This window comes from Virgibacillus necropolis, assembly GCF_002224365.1.
In the GTDB taxonomy this organism is placed as follows: Bacteria; Bacillota; Bacilli; order Bacillales; family Amphibacillaceae; genus Virgibacillus_F; species Virgibacillus_F necropolis.
On sequence record NZ_CP022437.1, the window covers coordinates 2,200,543 to 2,216,748 of the forward strand.

At 35.0% G+C, this 16,206-nt stretch carries 18 protein-coding genes and 1 pseudogene; 17 read left to right on the forward strand and 2 right to left on the reverse strand.

The features are described 5' to 3' along the window. The first annotated feature begins 703 nt into the window (after window positions 1-703). Entirely contained in the window at window positions 704-1,234 is a 531-nt protein-coding gene (locus CFK40_RS10460; RefSeq protein ID WP_089532252.1) for a sigma-70 family RNA polymerase sigma factor, read from the forward strand. Then, window positions 1,215-2,633, forward strand: a complete 1,419-nt coding sequence (locus CFK40_RS10465) for a DUF4179 domain-containing protein (RefSeq protein ID WP_089532253.1) — start codon at window positions 1,215-1,217, stop codon at window positions 2,631-2,633. The genes CFK40_RS10460 and CFK40_RS10465 overlap by 20 nt, the downstream gene beginning before the upstream one ends. A 340-nt stretch (window positions 2,634-2,973) precedes the next feature. On the opposite strand, the gene CFK40_RS10470 is transcribed toward CFK40_RS10465, so the two are convergent. Further along, the gene (locus CFK40_RS10470) at window positions 2,974-4,350 is read right to left on the reverse strand and encodes an aminotransferase-like domain-containing protein (protein WP_089532254.1); all 1,377 of its coding nucleotides are present in this window, start codon (window positions 4,348-4,350) and stop codon (window positions 2,974-2,976) included. 161 nt (window positions 4,351-4,511) lie between these two features. Here CFK40_RS10470 and CFK40_RS10475 point away from each other — a divergent pair, with 161 nt between their 5' ends. The 4 genes and pseudogenes from CFK40_RS10475 to CFK40_RS10495 all read left to right on the forward strand — a co-directional run bounded on the left by CFK40_RS10475 (window position 4,512) and on the right by CFK40_RS10495 (window position 8,281). Next, window positions 4,512-5,414: a DMT family transporter gene (locus CFK40_RS10475; RefSeq protein WP_089532255.1), complete on the forward strand. Its 903-nt coding sequence runs from the start codon at window positions 4,512-4,514 to the stop codon at window positions 5,412-5,414. A 553-nt stretch (window positions 5,415-5,967) separates the two neighbouring features. Then, the gene (locus CFK40_RS10485) at window positions 5,968-6,345 is read left to right on the forward strand and encodes a hypothetical protein (RefSeq protein ID WP_089532257.1); all 378 of its coding nucleotides are present in this window, start codon (window positions 5,968-5,970) and stop codon (window positions 6,343-6,345) included. A gap of 281 nt (window positions 6,346-6,626) precedes the next feature. Continuing rightward, on the forward strand, window positions 6,627-7,190 hold the full coding sequence (locus tag CFK40_RS10490) for a GrpB family protein (protein ID WP_089532258.1): 564 nt from the start codon (window positions 6,627-6,629) through the stop codon (window positions 7,188-7,190). A 336-nt stretch (window positions 7,191-7,526) separates the two neighbouring features. Next, window positions 7,527-8,281 (forward strand): annotated as a pseudogene (locus CFK40_RS10495) (GNAT family N-acetyltransferase). Between the two features lie 187 nt (window positions 8,282-8,468). On the opposite strand, the gene CFK40_RS10500 reads toward CFK40_RS10495, so the two are convergent. Continuing rightward, window positions 8,469-9,380 (reverse strand): DNA-3-methyladenine glycosylase family protein, encoded by a 912-nt coding sequence (locus CFK40_RS10500; RefSeq protein WP_089532259.1) that lies wholly within the window; start codon window positions 9,378-9,380, stop codon window positions 8,469-8,471. A 145-nt stretch (window positions 9,381-9,525) separates the two neighbouring features. On the opposite strand from CFK40_RS10500, the gene CFK40_RS10505 reads away from it, so the two are divergent. The 11 genes from CFK40_RS10505 (at window position 9,526) to CFK40_RS10560 (ending at window position 16,176) form a co-directional block, all read left to right on the forward strand. Then, window positions 9,526-10,119: a bifunctional transcriptional activator/DNA repair enzyme AdaA gene (locus CFK40_RS10505; RefSeq protein WP_089532260.1), complete on the forward strand. Its 594-nt coding sequence runs from the start codon at window positions 9,526-9,528 to the stop codon at window positions 10,117-10,119. Beyond that, a complete protein-coding gene (locus tag CFK40_RS10510) occupies window positions 10,103-10,678 on the forward strand; it encodes a methylated-DNA--[protein]-cysteine S-methyltransferase (protein ID WP_089532261.1) in 576 nt (191 codons plus the stop codon). Before CFK40_RS10505 ends, CFK40_RS10510 begins: the two co-directional genes overlap by 17 nt. A gap of 34 nt (window positions 10,679-10,712) precedes the next feature. Next, the gene (locus CFK40_RS10515; protein WP_089532262.1) at window positions 10,713-11,006 is read left to right on the forward strand and encodes an antibiotic biosynthesis monooxygenase family protein; all 294 of its coding nucleotides are present in this window, start codon (window positions 10,713-10,715) and stop codon (window positions 11,004-11,006) included. 169 nt (window positions 11,007-11,175) lie between these two features. Continuing rightward, window positions 11,176-11,616 (forward strand): GNAT family N-acetyltransferase, encoded by a 441-nt coding sequence (locus CFK40_RS10520; RefSeq protein ID WP_089532263.1) that lies wholly within the window; start codon window positions 11,176-11,178, stop codon window positions 11,614-11,616. 110 nt (window positions 11,617-11,726) lie between these two features. After that, window positions 11,727-12,128 (forward strand): DUF4181 domain-containing protein, encoded by a 402-nt coding sequence (locus tag CFK40_RS10525; RefSeq protein ID WP_089532264.1) that lies wholly within the window; start codon window positions 11,727-11,729, stop codon window positions 12,126-12,128. 512 nt (window positions 12,129-12,640) lie between these two features. Beyond that, window positions 12,641-12,907, forward strand: a complete 267-nt coding sequence (locus CFK40_RS10530; protein WP_161493856.1) for a zeta toxin family protein — start codon at window positions 12,641-12,643, stop codon at window positions 12,905-12,907. Between the two features lie 294 nt (window positions 12,908-13,201). After that, the gene (locus CFK40_RS10535; protein WP_089532266.1) at window positions 13,202-13,837 is read left to right on the forward strand and encodes a pentapeptide repeat-containing protein; all 636 of its coding nucleotides are present in this window, start codon (window positions 13,202-13,204) and stop codon (window positions 13,835-13,837) included. A gap of 85 nt (window positions 13,838-13,922) precedes the next feature. Further along, entirely contained in the window at window positions 13,923-14,555 is a 633-nt protein-coding gene (locus CFK40_RS10540; protein WP_089532267.1) for a CatA-like O-acetyltransferase, read from the forward strand. Between the two features lie 353 nt (window positions 14,556-14,908). After that, window positions 14,909-15,097 (forward strand): hypothetical protein, encoded by a 189-nt coding sequence (locus CFK40_RS10545; RefSeq protein ID WP_089532268.1) that lies wholly within the window; start codon window positions 14,909-14,911, stop codon window positions 15,095-15,097. Window positions 15,098-15,287: 190 nt separating this feature from the next. After that, window positions 15,288-15,482 (forward strand): YesK family protein, encoded by a 195-nt coding sequence (locus CFK40_RS21500; RefSeq protein WP_264371365.1) that lies wholly within the window; start codon window positions 15,288-15,290, stop codon window positions 15,480-15,482. Window positions 15,483-15,888: 406 nt separating this feature from the next. Further along, complete coding sequence (locus tag CFK40_RS10560; RefSeq protein ID WP_089532270.1) at window positions 15,889-16,176, forward strand: TIGR04104 family putative zinc finger protein; 288 nt, start codon at window positions 15,889-15,891, stop codon at window positions 16,174-16,176. Window positions 16,177-16,206: the final 30 nt, after the last annotated feature.

Here is a 16,206-nt window from a genome sequence, read left to right on the forward strand (position 1 = left end):
CCATTAAATAATTCTATGCTAAATTTTTTGGCCGTTGATTAGACGTCTATAACACTTGATGGTTTCATTCCGAATTTACTTCATTTTAGCATAGAATTTATTTAGGAGAAAGAAGTTCATTACAGAAATTTTGGTTAACTTCGGTCTTATAATCTTTATTGTAATCATGCATATTTTAGTCCACAGGTCGATGCATCTTATTGAAAAAAGGTTTGGATCAATAAATAGACAGCAAAACGAATAGCAATAATAAGATCTAGTTTGCTATTTCTATCCTTTTTATCATCCTAATTTAAAATTCATTAATTCAACTCAGCAACATAAAAACAGTGTAATTAAGAAAATAGCCAGGATTGAAAAAGCTATATCATAAAGTGATATATCAATTTATTATTTAAATTGCGCAGTTTTAATAATTATTTGCGTGAACAAAATAAAGGATCATCCATATTAGTCCTGGCTAACATGGATGATCCTTTTATATCTATTAAACAAACGCGCCATTTAACATACTAGCCATTTTCTGTTTTGGTTTGGATTTCCCTTGATAAACAACCAAACCCCTATGGCATTTCAGTGATTCCCCTTATACTGAATGTAATTCATAATAACATATGGTGAACTTAAAAGATTCAGCAAAACACCTAAAGAATTTGAAACTTTTTTTGAGGATAATCACTCATATGGGTAAGGAGGTGTCTCATTGTTACATAAAAAAGTCGTAAAAGCCATCAAAGGTGATGAAGAAGCCTTTGAATTATTGATTAGAGAAGAAGGGGATAAGTTATACAAAACGGCTTTTCTCTATGTCCGCAATAAAGACGATGCCATGGATGTTGTTCAGGAGGCTGTTACAAAAGCATTCATATCTATCCATCAACTTAAGAAACCTGAGCTTTTTAGTGCTTGGCTGATGAAAATCTTAATTCACACAGCGTATGATTATCTTCACAAAAAAAAGAAGGTCGTCCTAACAGATGACTTTTCCAACTTCAGGGGCAGTGAACACCTTGATCTTGAAGAAAAGCTCGACTTGCTCTCAGCTATTTCTACATTAAGTCATAATTATAAAACGGTCATTATCCTTTTCTATTTTCAAGATCAGTCGATAAAAAGTATTTCTGAATCGATGAGTAAACCAGAAGGAACGATTAAAACCTATCTTCGCCGGGCCAAAGTTGAAATAAAGAAGTTATTAGGGGGAGTGAGTATCGATGAAAAAAGAATGGTTTGATCAGTATTGGAATGATATGGAAGTACCTCAAGAGGAGTTGAACCAGGCTATTAAGAATGGCATTAGATCAGGTAAGCGATCGAAGCGTAAGAGAAAGCGCTTGAAATCAACGACTATCATTACATCGGCTGCAGCTTCACTCATCCTAGCCTCTGGTTTATTTTTCTCACCTGTTACAGAAGTGCTTGCAAAGGTCCCTTTACTCAATCTCATATATGAGGACATCACTACTACTGTTGGAAGTGAACTCTTCGCAAGTAATTTAGTTACAGAACTTGATGAAAAGGCAACTGATAATGGTGTCAATATCACGATTACGAGTGCTTATTACGACAACAATGTACTAGGTTTTACCTTTAAAGTAGAAGGAGATCAGCTTTCTATCAAAAACATGGATAAAGGAAATAGTTCTGCTTCAGGATATGGATACTATTTATTTGATGGTGAGGAACAAAACCAATTGTCAGGATCGGGGAGTGGCCTGAAAGAAACTGATGATGGATTTATTGGTGCTATGGAATTTTATCAACCGGATCAATCCATTGCCAGCGACTTTACTCTCCCGATTACCTTCACTTCCATATTAGGAGAGAAAGGAACATGGAGATTTGATATTCCTATTGAAAAAAGACCAGCTGAGAAAGTTATGGTTGAAGGTGAAACACGCACAAAGGATGGTTCCTATTCCCTCATTATGAATTCGATAACGAAAGGAAAAGCTACAACGATTTTAGATTATAAAACCATCCGGCCAAAAGGCGGTAAGGACGATCATATCAACATTGATGTGTTTGACGACGATGGGAATCGACTGTCGAAGAGAAACATTGGAAAGACAGTGAGTATAGAAGAAAAAAGTGGTACGATACAAGTTCAAGAGCACTCTCTTTTTACGAGTGCAATAGATGCAAATGATGATTATTTAATGATTTATCCTGAAGTAAGTAGAGACGAATTCGATACGATTCATGCTATTCAAGACACTCCATTTGAAGTGGAGAGCAGTCGCTTTGGATACAAGATCGTTGTAAACAAAGTTTTAAAACAGGACCAACAATTTATCATTGATTATTATATCAAGAATGTTGATTCAGAAAGCTACAAAAAAGATATTTTTCAAAATTTCGCTGATCAGATCAAACTTATTCGATCTGAAGATGTGATTTCAAATGGTGATGGTCAAGACCAGTATGAAGCTTTAAAAGAGGATTCCCTCATTTTAGGTAAAAAAGGAAAATTAATCAACCAAGAAAAATTGCACTTTCAATCACGTTTTGAGCTCGACAAGCCGGAAAAATTCACGATAAATGATTACTCGCTTATGGTGCCGTTTGGGATTTTCGGAATGAATGATTCTATTGAGATGAAGCCCGTCAAAGTGGATTTACCTAATCATTAAACAATAGAAGGTCAGCTCTGAATAATTGGAGCTGACCTATCCTTTCTAATGAAGACGTGCCTATCTAAAAGTATATGCTGTAATTCGCTAGTTCGCTCATTGATATTAATGCTTAACTTATTTCTGGCCCTTTTGCGGAACAATTTAGTTTTGAATAACCCATCTCAAAAATATCGTTTTGAGAGGGTTTATTTTATTTAAAAGTTTGTAGATTTTGAGAGGAAATATCTATCAAATGATTGCTCAAATTCTAAGTCACATAAACACCATTTCGAGCATATTTTCTTAGATTTGGAAATCCGCATAATCCTGATACTACTCTTTATATACACTACCCATACTAAAAGAGTAAAAAGTTATTTGGAGTAATATGATTTTTTCTACTGTCAATTAAAGCAATACAATGAGCCAATTGCTCTACCCCTAGTTTAATTTGACTCCCGTTCACTTGAGAGATGCTTAATCGAATAATATTTTGCTTTTTATATTCTGGTAAAAACATTCTAGAGGCATCATCAACATATATTTGCTGCTCATTTAGCATGTGGACTACCTGTTTTGCTGTCACATTCTCAGGCAAAGTGATGGATAGATAGAATCCTGAAGTCGGTTTAGAAAAGTGAGTATTAGCCGGTAGCAATAATTCACATGCTTCTTGAAGGGTTTGCATTTTAGTACGGTATACCTCTTTTATTTTTTTGAGATGGCTATAAAACATACCACTTTTTAAATAAATTTCTAGTGCACCTTGAGAAAGTGCTGGACTATTAAAATCCGAACTAAATTTATAACGCAGAAAATTTTTAATCATTAATGTAGGGAGAACTACAGTAGCAATCCTTAACCCCGGGAGAAAAATTTTCGAAAAGCTTTTAATATAAATCACTCTCCCAGAAGGATCAAAAGAAAATAAAGGATCTGATTTTGCATTTGGATCAAGGTCTCCTAAAAAATCATCTTCCACTATATACACATCGTATTTTTCGGCTAACTCAACGATTTTTTTCTTTTCGCTATTCGAGTAACAATGTCCAAGTGGATTGTGAAATCTAGGGATAATATAGAAAAATTTTATATCATTATTTCGAAAAATGTACTCCAGACGGTTAAGATCAATTCCTTCCATCGATAACTCAATTCCAAAAGTAGTAGCTTGTTGTAAACTGATGGACTCAATGAATCCAAAATAAGTAGGCTGCTCAATTAGAATATTGTTTTTTCCATTTGGAAAAGGCATTGAAACTAATAAATTAAGAGCTTGCTGCGAGCCAGATACAACGACTACTCTTTCAGGTTGAGTGAACACCTGTAAATTCTGCAAATATTTCACTACCTGTACGCGTAATGAGTAAAGCCCTTGTTGATCAGAGTAAGTAAAAAGCTCTTCTTTATAGTGTTCAATTGCTTGATTCATACAATGTTGAAATTCAATATAAGGCATAACGTTTTTATCTGGACCAGCAGACAAAAAATCAATCACCTCATTTTCATTCGTCGCATTTTGAATTTCACTCACAACATAGTAGCCGCTTTTAGGAACAGAATAAATTAAATGCTCTTTTTCTAGTTCTACGTACGCTTTAATAACCGTATTTTTGCTACATGAAAAATACTCAGATAACTGACGAACAGAAGGGAGTTTACTACCTGCAACGAGCGAGCCATCTGCTAGCCGAAGCTTAATTTCTTCCATTATCTTTATATATTTTGGGTTCATATTTTTATCTCCCTTTAACTGTACCAGGACAGATGGATAAAAGAATGGTTTATTTTGTTATGTGTACCTATTAGTATTTTAATTATATCAGAACTGACTTTTTAGAAAAGTAAAAAATGGTACACATGTAAGGCAAAATAAAGGGATAGGGGTAGGATAAGATGCAAAGAGAAACCAGAGAGAAATATGGATTATTGTTGGGATTAGTCGGTGTCATTTGTTTTAGCTTAACGCTTCCTTCTACAAGTGTTGCAGTAGAGTATTTTGGGACTACAGTCGTTGGTTTAGGGAGAACTGTTTTTGCTTCTATTTTAGTGGCTGTAGTATTGATTGTTCGAAAAGAAAAACTACCTTCTCCTCGCCAATTTAAAAGTCTACTTATTGTTGCTGTTGGTGCTGTTTTAGGATTTCCTCTCCTCACTTCTTGGGCAATGGAATCCTTGCCTGTTTCTCATGGAGCTGTGGAATTGGCCCTATTACCATTAGCAACAGCCGGATTTGCTATGTTTAGGGCAGGTGAAATCCCTTCTCTAAAATTTTGGATTTCAAGTATAATCGGCTCTTTAGCTGTTATTATGTATGCACTTCATCTTGGATTCGGTCAATTACAATTTGCTGATTTAGCTTTACTAGCAGCAGTGATTATACTTGGACTTAGTTACGCAGAGGGTGGGAAATTAGCGAAAGAAATAGGGAGCTGGCAAGTGATTGCTTGGGCAATTATGATCGGTGCTCCATTTTTTATTATTCCAGTTGGGTTAAACCTTACAACTGAAATGCTCCATGCCCCTTTACAAGCTTGGGTTAGTTTTATTTATCTCGCAGTGGTTAGTCAATTTTTAGCATATGTTGCCTGGTATAGCGGAATGGCTATGGGCGGAATAGCAAGAGTTAGTCAGCTTCAATACTTACAACCATTTTTGATGATTCTATTCGCAACAGTATTTCTAGATGAATCCATCACATTTTTCACTCTTGTAATAGCAGTGATTGTTTTCTTTTCTGTTATATTAGGCAAAAATGCTCCCGTAATAAAAAAAGGTTCTGTATCAGAGAAAAATTAACTGCATGTTCAATTGAGATAGCTAAATTAAAGGGGATGGGTATTCATCATTTCAGTCACAGTCTGCCAATTTATATGTGACTGCTAAAAAGGAGTCTGAATATTTGTGTTAAAATAAATATAATGAAAGGGAGAGATGGTAATGGAAAAGAAATTTGAATTTAGCTTTAATAATAAGCGAGTAAGAGTTTGGTTTATTTTGGTAATCCCATTCATATTGTTAAGCATAGTGTTATCATTCCTCTTACCAAGAGGTTATCATCTTATACCAGTACTGATACCTGTAATTGTCATTTCTACTTATTGGATTTGGGTATTACTTCAAAGAAAGAGTAGAAGAATGTAAATAGTAATAAGTAATAATACATAAATATTTGGCTGAATCGTCTTAATAAAACGGTCTCGATTCACTAGTAAGAACTGCGGCCAATTGTATAATGAAAACATACTTCATAGCATAAAGGGTAAGGGTTGGATTATATGATTATATCTATTGTGGAATAAAGGGTTGGTTTACAGCTATTGAAGTATAAATGAATAGAGGAGGATTATGAATGATTAAAAAGACTTTATTTTTATCTCTAATCCTATTATTGCTCTTGATGGCTTGTAAGACAAAAACAATTATTTTTTCAGGAGAAAGTAAAAACTGGTCAGCTAAATTAAAGATTACACAGACCGATGATATGCAGGAGGAAGAATTTCAACTCCGATACAAAGGTGAGGATGTAAATTCAGTTGGAGAATTTGATTACGAGATTGACTCGGTGGGTAGTTCGTCTCGAACAAATGCAATACTAAATGAAGATGGCAGTTTAATGGATAACGGAAGTATGTGTAGCGGTTGTGCTTTTACTACTGAAGAAACTGAGGTAGTTGTTACGGTAGAGTGGAATGATAAAAAAGAAATCTTTACCTTAGTTAATGAATGATTTTCATTAACCGGTTCAATAATTGAATACACAAATCCAGACTTTAACCGAATTAGGGGTCTTATTTTTTGAAGGGAATAAATGGAATTTTGTGTTAAAATTGAAATTGTGAGTTTTTCTACTTAGTGCGCTCTTCATTGTTGTTCAACTAACGTCGTGATGTAAAGCATATTAGGAGAAATTGATATTTAACAGGAGCTAGTAACTATAAAGGGTTCGGATGTTAACTGCCTATTCTTGTTGAGATAACGAAGCACTCTTGTTGAAAAAGGGGGATATTCGTGAGAAAAGTTGAAGTATGTTCGTATCACGAGAAATGGCTTTCGATGTTTGAAAAAGAAGCCGATAAATTACGTACCATTTTCGGTGAGCAAGTGGTTGTCATTCACCACATCGGTAGTACGTCTGTTCCGGGTTTGAAAGCCAAGCCAGTCATAGACATTATGCCTGTCGTTAAGGAAATTAACGTGGTTGATAAATATATTAATTCAATGGAAAACATTGGGTACGAACCAAAAGGTGAAAATGGAATACCTGAACGAAGATACTTTCAAAAAGGCGGAGACAATCGAACTCATCATGTTCATATTTACCAGCTTGGAAACTATGAAATAAAACGACATTTGGCTTTTCGAGATTATCTAAGAACACATCCTGAATCAAAGAAGAGGCATGGTGAGCTGAAGCAAAAATTGGCTCAACAATTTCCACACGATATTGAATCGTACATTGCTGTAAGGAAAATCTTGTTACTGAAATTGAACGGCGAGCAACAGAATGGTATAAAGAAAAGTAGAAATCGGACTAATTATACTGTGATACTGTGCCTATTTAAATTTCTTTAAACCAAGGGTAACCGCTTGAATAGTTAATTGTAGAAAAAAGTAAGCAAGAGAAGGAATGAGTCTGTAAAACAACTAGATTTCCGGGGGAGGTCACTAATTGATAAACATTTCCTTCTCTGAAACTTATTATATCAGAACATTTGTTCCTGTGCTGGGTTAATTATATAGAAAATCAATATTTATTTAGGGCGAATCCGATATAAATGTAATGTACTCTTAGTGAAAGTACTAGTCAGGCCTATAAATGAGTTTAATAATTTGTTTTAATTCTAATGCTATCCCTTACATCTCTATGCTTTTATTAATTGACATATTAAGATGAAAGAAGGGAATATAATGATTTATGAAACAGATAACAATGTAAGAAAAAAGTTATTTCCTATGTTCGAAACTATGCATGATACTACTATTCTTTCATGTCTTCAAGGACCGCTTGGGTTGATGACCTTGAAAATCCTACCGTTGCACAAGTTTTAGTAGGGGATTTTGTGTTCTATGCAGGAAACCCACATGCAGGGGTAGCAAAAGAATTACTTTATAACCTACCAGAAAGAATGCTTGCGATTGTTAATACAGATGAATGGAGAAATCGTATAGAAACGGTCCATAAAGGTTCTATAGAAAAAATTAAACGATACAGTTTCAAAAAAGACTTTGAAGATTTAAACCGTAACCATATTGAAAGCTTTTTATCAACATTACCAGAAGGGTACGAACTAAAAAGAATTGATGCAACTTTGGCGAAGAAACCATCTTTGCATGAGATTTCAGAGGATTTCACAGTGCAGTTTAATTCGATAGATGATTATATTAATAGAGGAGTAGGCTTTTGTATTTTGTATGATGGGCAAGTTGTATGTGGAGCATCATCATACAGTATTTATGATGAAGGAATTGAGATTGAGATTGGAACACATCCCACGCATCGAAGAAAAGGTTTAGCAACTGTTGCAGCTGCTGCATTGATTTTAGATTGTCTTGATAGAGGAATGTATCCTAGTTGGGATGCGGCTAATCTTGAGTCTGTTAAGTTAGCACAAAAACTTGGATATATTTTGGAAAAGCCATATGACACGTACTATATTAAATAGAACTTTAGATTACCTATGTCTATGAAAATGAGTAAGAACCCGTTAGTGCTTAAAGTGAAAATTGATGGTTCATTTGAAATGGTAGAATTCAAATGTATCCAGCCTAAGCCAGCAATCGAAGGCTGTTAAGTAAGAGGTCTAAACAGCCTTCACATGTACCTTATCTGAAATGACTCCAGAGTCTAATTTAATATAAAGATCGCCACAAATAAAACGTTGCATATGATTCCCATTCCTTCCACGGAGCAGAAAGTTTCAAGATTTCTTCTTTCGTCGGCTTTTCTTCTGCACCAGTTAAATGTTTAATCGCATTATGTAACCCGACATCATCAATTGGGAATGCTTTCGGAAATCGTAGACAACGCATTAATACATAGTTTGCAGTCCATGGGCCGATTCCACGGATCTTGACAAGCATTTTTTCTGCTTCTTTAAGTTCGCCATTCCCCATTACAAGTGATTTTGAAAGACTTCCTTCGACGATAAGTTGCGCAATTCCGATAAGGTATTCACATTTTTTTACGGTCATTTTTATTGGGGCCAAATCATCGATTGTAAGTTTAGCAATGTCTTTCGCTTCAGGGAAAATCCAATACTGACAGCCCTCCCATTCAATTGACCTTCCGAATGTTTCAACCAGGCGTCTTTTTAATGTGTACGCGTATGTCAAATTGATCTGCTGTCCGAGAATCCCCCAAACTAATGCTTCAAATAAATCTGGAATCCCAACAATACGTAATCCATAAAATTCGTCAATTGCTTTTTGGAGCAACAAGTCATTTTCACCCATTTCATAAAAAGGCTTTAAATCATTATCTAGATCAAACAAGTCTCTCACATACAAATGCACTTCGTCACGTACTTTTTTGTTTATGGGATGAGTGTCCCCTAAAAAGCGAATAACAAGATTTCCATTAGTGCTTTCGCTAATTTCGACCAATGGAACTTCACCTGAGACGGGAATAGCCTTCACGACTTTACCATCCCGGATTTCAAACATGCACTCATTTGGAGACCGTAGCATATAACTAATATTTTCTTTAAAGCTGAATTCTTTTGGAACCTTTATAACTAAATCGTCACATTGATTAACAACCATACATATACACTCCTTCATGTTTCTTACATACTTAGTTGTATCATATTAATGTAAATAAATATTTCGTTATCTTGCTCTTACATCCTAATAAATCCCTTTTAATGAAAGAATGCGGGTATACTACAACTAGAAAAGAGGTGATTCCATGAATGACAATCAAGACGTCATGCGATTGACTGATGAACGATGGCAAGCGATTACGCATAATGACCAGTCGTATGATGATAATTTTATTTACGCAGTAAAATCAACGGGTATCTGTTGCCGACCGTCTTGTAAATCGAGAGATCCTAAAAAAGAGAACGTCCGCATTTTCAAAGACGTAGATAAAGCATTATCCGAAGGTTTTCGTGTTTGTAAACGCTGCAAGCCCGGTGGTATACGTTTGCCAGACGAAGAATGGACAGCCCAAATTAAAGAATATATAAATGGGAACTATCATGAACAATTGTCATTGGAAATATTAGCAGACATGTGTCATGGAAGCCCCTATCATTTACAACGAACATTTAAGAGAATTATCGGGTTGACGCCTGCAGAATACATCCAACGAGTAAGAATTTCAAATGCGATGAAAGAGCTCTCCACAACTAATAAATCTGTCGCAGAAATCGGTTTTGCTGTAGGGCTCCCAAATACGCCTTATTTTATTACGTTATTCAAAAATCATACTGGACAAACACCTAAACAGTACCAAAAAACAATAATGGAGGTGCAAAAAAATGGAGAAAAACAATAAAGGTATCGTCTATTGGATGCTGTTAAATAACGGACCATGGACGATGTATATTGCAGCAACAACAGAAGGATTTTGTTATGTTGGTTCACAAAATGCGCCATTTGAAGAACTTGCCACATGGGTGAAGAAACGACTCCCTACTTATGTACTTTCGGAAGATGAGTATGTATTAAAACCTTATGCAACAGAACTGATCGATTATTTGGAGGGGCGACGTAAAGAGTTCACATTGCCAATGGATCTTCACGGTACAACGTTTCAACAATCTGTCTGGAAGGTGTTGCAAGAAATTCCGTATGGTCAGACTGTTTCGTACACGGATATTGCCAAACAGATTCAAAAACCGAACGCGGTTCGTGCTGTCGGGACTGCTATTGGAACCAATCCTTTGTTAATCACGGTTCCTTGTCATCGTGTAATCGCAAAAAGCGGAAAATTGACAGGTTACAGGGGTGGTATAGAGATGAAGGAACAACTACTGGGGCTAGAAAAGCGAAAAAACTATGCAAACCATGAAAAAAGAGACTTTTGTGACTTTCCTTGTCATGTGATATTTTAGTAATGTTATACTTTAACGAAAGAGGAGTGATTACATGATTTTGGAAGCTGTTATGCTTCAGGTTAAGCAAGGGATGGAAAAGGAATATGAAGAAGCCTTTCGTAACGCTTCTAAAATTATTTCATCAATGAAAGGTTACATATCTCATGAATTGCAACGATGTATGGAAGTGGAAGGGAAATATTTACTTTTGGTTAAATGGGAGAGCTTAGAAGATCATACAGTGGGATTTAGACAATCTCGTGAATATAAAGAGTGGAAAAACCAGCTACATCATTTTTATGATCCTTTCCCATCAGTAGAACACTTTGAACGGGTAGATCTCTAATAAGTAAAGGTATCTGCTCTTCTAAAAAAATCAACTAAAGTCTCATAACAAAAATGTCGTCTTTATATCGATTTGCTGCCAAAAAGAGTTTCTTATAAGTTTTCCTGAAGCTGTTTTATACTATTTTATTTATAATTTTCAAAAAGACGAACTTAGGAGGGGATAAAACGTGAGTATTCAAAAAGCAACACTAAAAGATTATGAAACTCTATCAGAGCTTTTTGATTTGTATAGAGTGTTTTATGAGCAAAAATCTAATCCTGAAGGTGCAAGGGATTTTATCAAAGAAAGGCTAAACAATGAGGAGTCAGTAGCATTTATAGCCCTTGATGAGAATGATCCAATTGGTTTTGTTCAGTTATATCCATCATTTTCTTCAGTAAGTATGAAGCGGACATGGGTATTAAATGATTTGTATGTGAAAGAAAAAGCTAGGGGAAAAGGATTTGGCGAGAAATTATTAAAAAAAACAATTACTTTTGCAGAGGGAACAGGTGCAATAGGAGTGTCACTTGAGACAGGTAAGGACAACTTAACTGCACAAAGACTTTATGAAAGAGTTGGTTTCAAAAGAGAGACGAATTATTTCTATGATTTTTCGATTGGGTAAAGCAAAAAGGAATACTCTTTGATTAGTTCACCACTACCACTATCGTGAAAACTCAACCTGCTCGTCTTCGTTTGAATAGAATGAGACAGATGGAACGGAGTTGATTTTTAATGGACCACTACGGATTCACTCCTGGATTTTGGAAGGAATTTATAATTATTATGGGAGCAGTTGTTTTTGTCGTGGGGGGAATTCCGGCCATCATTCGCCGCAGAATAGGGGCTGATAAAAAGAAGTGGTTTTCGTATAATCACATCAATGAATTTCATAAAAAGGCCGATCGGACGTTACGTACGATTTTTGTGATCTCTGTCATAGCGAGCTTGATCATATTCGTAGATAAACCGCTAATCGTGCTTCTTCTATCGATATTTTTTTCAGTAAGTCAGCTCGGTTTTCAAGCATATGTTGAATGGAGGTTTATGGAGAATCGAAATAATTTTAAAGTTTCGCTAGTCGAAATTGTTTTAATCTTTGTTACCCTAATTGGGATATTATTATGGCTCGAATAATAAGAGTCTTGCATGCTGCCAAAACTGACATACCATTTCTGTTATAAGTATCTGTTTTAGCAAACTAATTCAATTTACATAAGAACCTCAATTTATTTCTTGGTGTCATTAGGTTAATGCCTATTTATGTTGGGACTCAGTACATTTAAAAGGACTATGCATATTATGGACTGAATGACGTTACATGCCTATGAATAATAACAATTGGTACAATCCGAATCTTTATTAAACGCTTTTCATCTCTTAGGAGTATTTTATAACGGCTTTATTAAAAAAATTGAGTGCTAGGATTTCGTTAATCTTAGCGCTTTTAATTTTAAATAAAATTGGGTGATTAAGATAATGAAGAAATCTTCCGTTTATAAAGAACTTATATATCGCTATATGAATCTAGGGTTATTACGAAAAGTAATGAGAAAAAAACAGTAATAAAGGAAACCAAGGAACTTTATTCGATTGGTTCCAAGAAATATACTAAAAAACGTTATACCATGCACAAAAAGATTTTAAATATGATTGAGAAGACAGGCTCTACGCCAAAGCAAGGGGAAAAACCCTTAGCCATTTTAATCGGTGGCGGTACTGCATCGGGTAAGACAACTATACGAAAAGCAATTATTGAGAAGGAACTTATTGAAAGGCAAATACGGGCTGCAACAGTAGATCCTGATAACATTAAGGAATACATCACTTGTAGTGTCATAGCTTCGCTTGTTATACGGGATCATGTCCCAACCAGCCTCAAACATGTTTCTACAAGGAGGGGGTGGACAGTATAACGGACGGGATCAGTGTCCCACGGGCGCAAACGTCCTACCCCGACTACCTTAGGCATAAAACCTATTAAAAATAGGTCAACCAGAATGACTGGCTGACCTTATAATACGATCGGGCGCATTTGCGGAATAAGTAAAGCGCTCTCAAAACAACGTCAGTTAAGATATGCGTCTAGATGAAGCCTATGTGTATCAGAAAATGCGTAAAGGTCAAGTCTTGAAAAAGAACGTGGGTTCCTTTATGTTTGTAATTAGACACCTTATTATGAATTAAATTCTTTTGAGAGTAGGTATAAAGTGAAGATTGACACACCCAAGATCCCTGAAAATCTAACGGAGAGAAAATTTACAGATATTTATTACGAAGAAGATCCAGAATTTGAAGTGAGCCTCGTTACAGATTCTCAATTTGATAACGAGTCTATAGATCGATTACGACTTTATCAAACGGTTATCAAAAACTGCAACTTTGTTAATACTGACTTTAGCCGAATTGATCTTACCGATGTGCGCTTTGAGAATTGTGATTTATCCAATGCTAATTTGGGTAATGCCTCCATGAATCGTATTGAGTTTTATAATTGCAAGTTGTTAGGCAGCAACCTAACAGAATCATACATTGGGAATACAAGGTTTGAGAAGTCGATTCTAAATATGGTGATGTTCGGGAATTCAAAATTTGAAAAAGTAACTTTTGATGATGCTTCATTAGAAAGTGCTGATCTGTATGATTGTAAGCTCAAGAAAGTTGAGTTCCTTTCCTGCAATATCAATGATGCAAGGTTTGAAGAGACATCATTAAAGGGCATTGATATAAGTTCATCAAACTTTGATTCTTTGATTGTATCCATTGAAAACTTAAAGGGCTGCAAAGTGTCAACGTTTCAAGCCATTCAGTTTGCCTCTTTGTTAGGATTAAAAATTCAGGACTAAATAAATTAATTATCGAGTATTTTAATTGAATAAAAGTTGCACCAGAATAGGGCCAAATTGTTGAATAAATGAGAGGTTGAAATAGATGACGACTTATCAAGTCATTGATTTAGAAAGTTTTCCAAGAAGAAACTATTATGAGTATTTTATGGCGACAGACACAACGTTTGAAATGACACTAAAAATTGATGTTACTCGAGCAGTTAAAAAATGCAAAGACGAATCTATAAGTTTTTATGCTTACTCGATTTTTAATTTGACTAAATCGGTTAACAAGATTCCGAATATGAGGTATGCCCACATAGATAAGGAATTAGTAGAATGGCAAGAATTAGTGCCAACGTTTACGAACTTTAATCAAGAAACAGAGTTATTTTATAGTTTATGGTTGGAAGGATTAACAGATTATAAATCAGTTGACCGTGAGTACAAAAAGCTTATAAAAGACTATGCAAACACAACAGATATCGCACCAATGGGAGATGTTCCACCAAATGTGGTGAATATTTCATCAATTCCTTGGATGCATTTTGAACATTTTTCATCTCATCCAGGAGCTATCAAAAATAATTTAACACCAATGATTACCATTGGAAAGTACGAAAAAGTTGGTTCTCAGTTGCTAATGCCAGTAAATATTAAGGTTCATCATGCAACAGTAGATGCCTATCATGTGTCGCTTTTTTTTGAAATACTGCAACGTGAAATGAACCGTTAATTTTTAGGAGAAATAGGGCTATAAGGCAAGCAACGGGGGTGTGCTTCGCTATAATCGTTTTTATTAAAATATTCATTTTTCCGTTTTTCTTAGCTTAATGGCTATGTGGCAGGACCCCATAACGAATTTCAACAATAGGGTGCTTTTCCGGAGTAAGTGGATTTGCGCCTTTTTTGCATGATAAGAGCCATTTTGTAGAATAACTCATTTAAAAGTAAATGGATATTTATGTTAAAATAGATGTAGATTGTGAAGGGATTTACTTGTGTATTAAGGGTGAAGGATAAAATGTTATATCAGTAGCGGGATTTTAAACAAAAAAATCGAAGTAAGTAGCTTGGGGGGATTTATCAATGAGTAAGAGTAGATGGTATATAGTACCTTTCATATTTTTAGGTTCCATATTTGTTTCTGGTGGAATGTTATTAAAAGGCGCTTTTGAATACTCACCAACTGTTGGATGGATTGGAGGATTTGTTTTCTTTTTACTTGCTTCATATTTAGCTACAAAAGCTAACAGAGATAGTAAAGAGTCAACTTAATGCCTTTGATCAACTAAAGGGCGCAGTAATCGAATAAGAGTGCGCCCTTCTGAATCGAATCATTTTGCAGAATACCGTAGAAAAAAGGTGCTGGTTATATGCTAAGTCTAGTTGTCCTGACAATAATTTTTATTTTTTTATTATTGTAATTATCTTTCTCTCATTCATTTCAAAACGAATTGAAAAGAGAGTGCTTTTTCCAATAGCGTTTACCTTTATCAGTATTGTCTTGTTTTTTATCAGTTTTATTATTGGAAGATGGGAAGGAATGGGAATGGGAGCAGTAAGTATCTCGCTGTTTGTAGCATCTATCATTGCCCTGATCGCTATTGTATTGTTATATAAAATAGGTCCTAACAGCTCTAAAAATCATCATCAATACTAAGACAGTAACTTCCGTTACGGGCTCGAAAGTTGAATAAGGGTGTAGAGACGGTGAAGAAGAATGAATAATAAAAACCTTTGTTTTATTATTGATTGTGCTTGGAATAAATACTCTGAGGTATGGGACTTATCTTTTAGAAGGATCTACAAGTATTTATTATTTGATACTTTTTGCTTTGAATTTATTTGCTTTGATTATAGTCGTCATTTCAAAAACTAAAATGAAAACAAAACAATTGATTCGCAGAGTGATTAAGTAAAGTCGACTCTTCTGTAATCGGGCGCGCTAATCGAATAGTGCGTCCTTCTTAAACGGGCCATTTAACTGAATAACTTATTGTGTAGTAAATAACAGAAATTTGAAAAAAGTTATCAAATAAAGAAAATAAAGAATGGGTTGTGTTTAAATGCCAACTTGCCAAAATTGTGGTAAAAAGTGGACTTGGAAGCAAACGATTAAAACAATCTTTAGATTAAAATGCCCTCATTGTGGTAAAAAACAATATGAATCGGCATCATCAAGAGTTAGAAGTGGTGTATTTATGCTCATTCCGTTAATATTTTTGCCTATTAATGCTTGGTTTGGATTCACAGTAGGTACAGCATTTGTTCTTGCTGTCGTTTTGTGTTTTATAATATTCGGTTTATATCCATTTATTTTAAAGTTATCTAATGAACAAGAACCCTACTGGTAAACTTCAATCTGACATTTCAACGAACGGGCC

Excerpts from the sequence above, each read along its gene's own strand:
- CFK40_RS10465 (WP_089532253.1), top strand. The coding sequence starts at position 1,215 with ATGAAAAAAGAATGGTTTGATCAGTATTGGAATGATATGGAAGTACCT.
- CFK40_RS10530 (WP_161493856.1), top strand. The coding sequence starts at position 12,641 with ATGATTGAGAAGACAGGCTCTACGCCAAAGCAAGGGGAAAAACCCTTA.
- CFK40_RS10475 (WP_089532255.1), top strand. The coding sequence starts at position 4,512 with ATGCAAAGAGAAACCAGAGAGAAATATGGATTATTGTTGGGATTAGTC.
- CFK40_RS10545 (WP_089532268.1), top strand. The coding sequence starts at position 14,909 with ATGAGTAAGAGTAGATGGTATATAGTACCTTTCATATTTTTAGGTTCC.
- CFK40_RS10505 (WP_089532260.1), top strand. The coding sequence starts at position 9,526 with ATGAATGACAATCAAGACGTCATGCGATTGACTGATGAACGATGGCAA.
- CFK40_RS10540 (WP_089532267.1), top strand. The coding sequence starts at position 13,923 with ATGACGACTTATCAAGTCATTGATTTAGAAAGTTTTCCAAGAAGAAAC.
- CFK40_RS10500 (WP_089532259.1), bottom strand. The coding sequence starts at position 9,380 with ATGGTTGTTAATCAATGTGACGATTTAGTTATAAAGGTTCCAAAAGAA.
- CFK40_RS10510 (WP_089532261.1), top strand. The coding sequence starts at position 10,103 with ATGGAGAAAAACAATAAAGGTATCGTCTATTGGATGCTGTTAAATAAC.
- CFK40_RS10485 (WP_089532257.1), top strand. The coding sequence starts at position 5,968 with ATGATTAAAAAGACTTTATTTTTATCTCTAATCCTATTATTGCTCTTG.
- CFK40_RS10560 (WP_089532270.1), top strand. The coding sequence starts at position 15,889 with ATGCCAACTTGCCAAAATTGTGGTAAAAAGTGGACTTGGAAGCAAACG.
- CFK40_RS10525 (WP_089532264.1), top strand. The coding sequence starts at position 11,727 with ATGGACCACTACGGATTCACTCCTGGATTTTGGAAGGAATTTATAATT.
- CFK40_RS10470 (WP_089532254.1), bottom strand. The coding sequence starts at position 4,350 with ATGAACCCAAAATATATAAAGATAATGGAAGAAATTAAGCTTCGGCTA.
- CFK40_RS10515 (WP_089532262.1), top strand. The coding sequence starts at position 10,713 with ATGATTTTGGAAGCTGTTATGCTTCAGGTTAAGCAAGGGATGGAAAAG.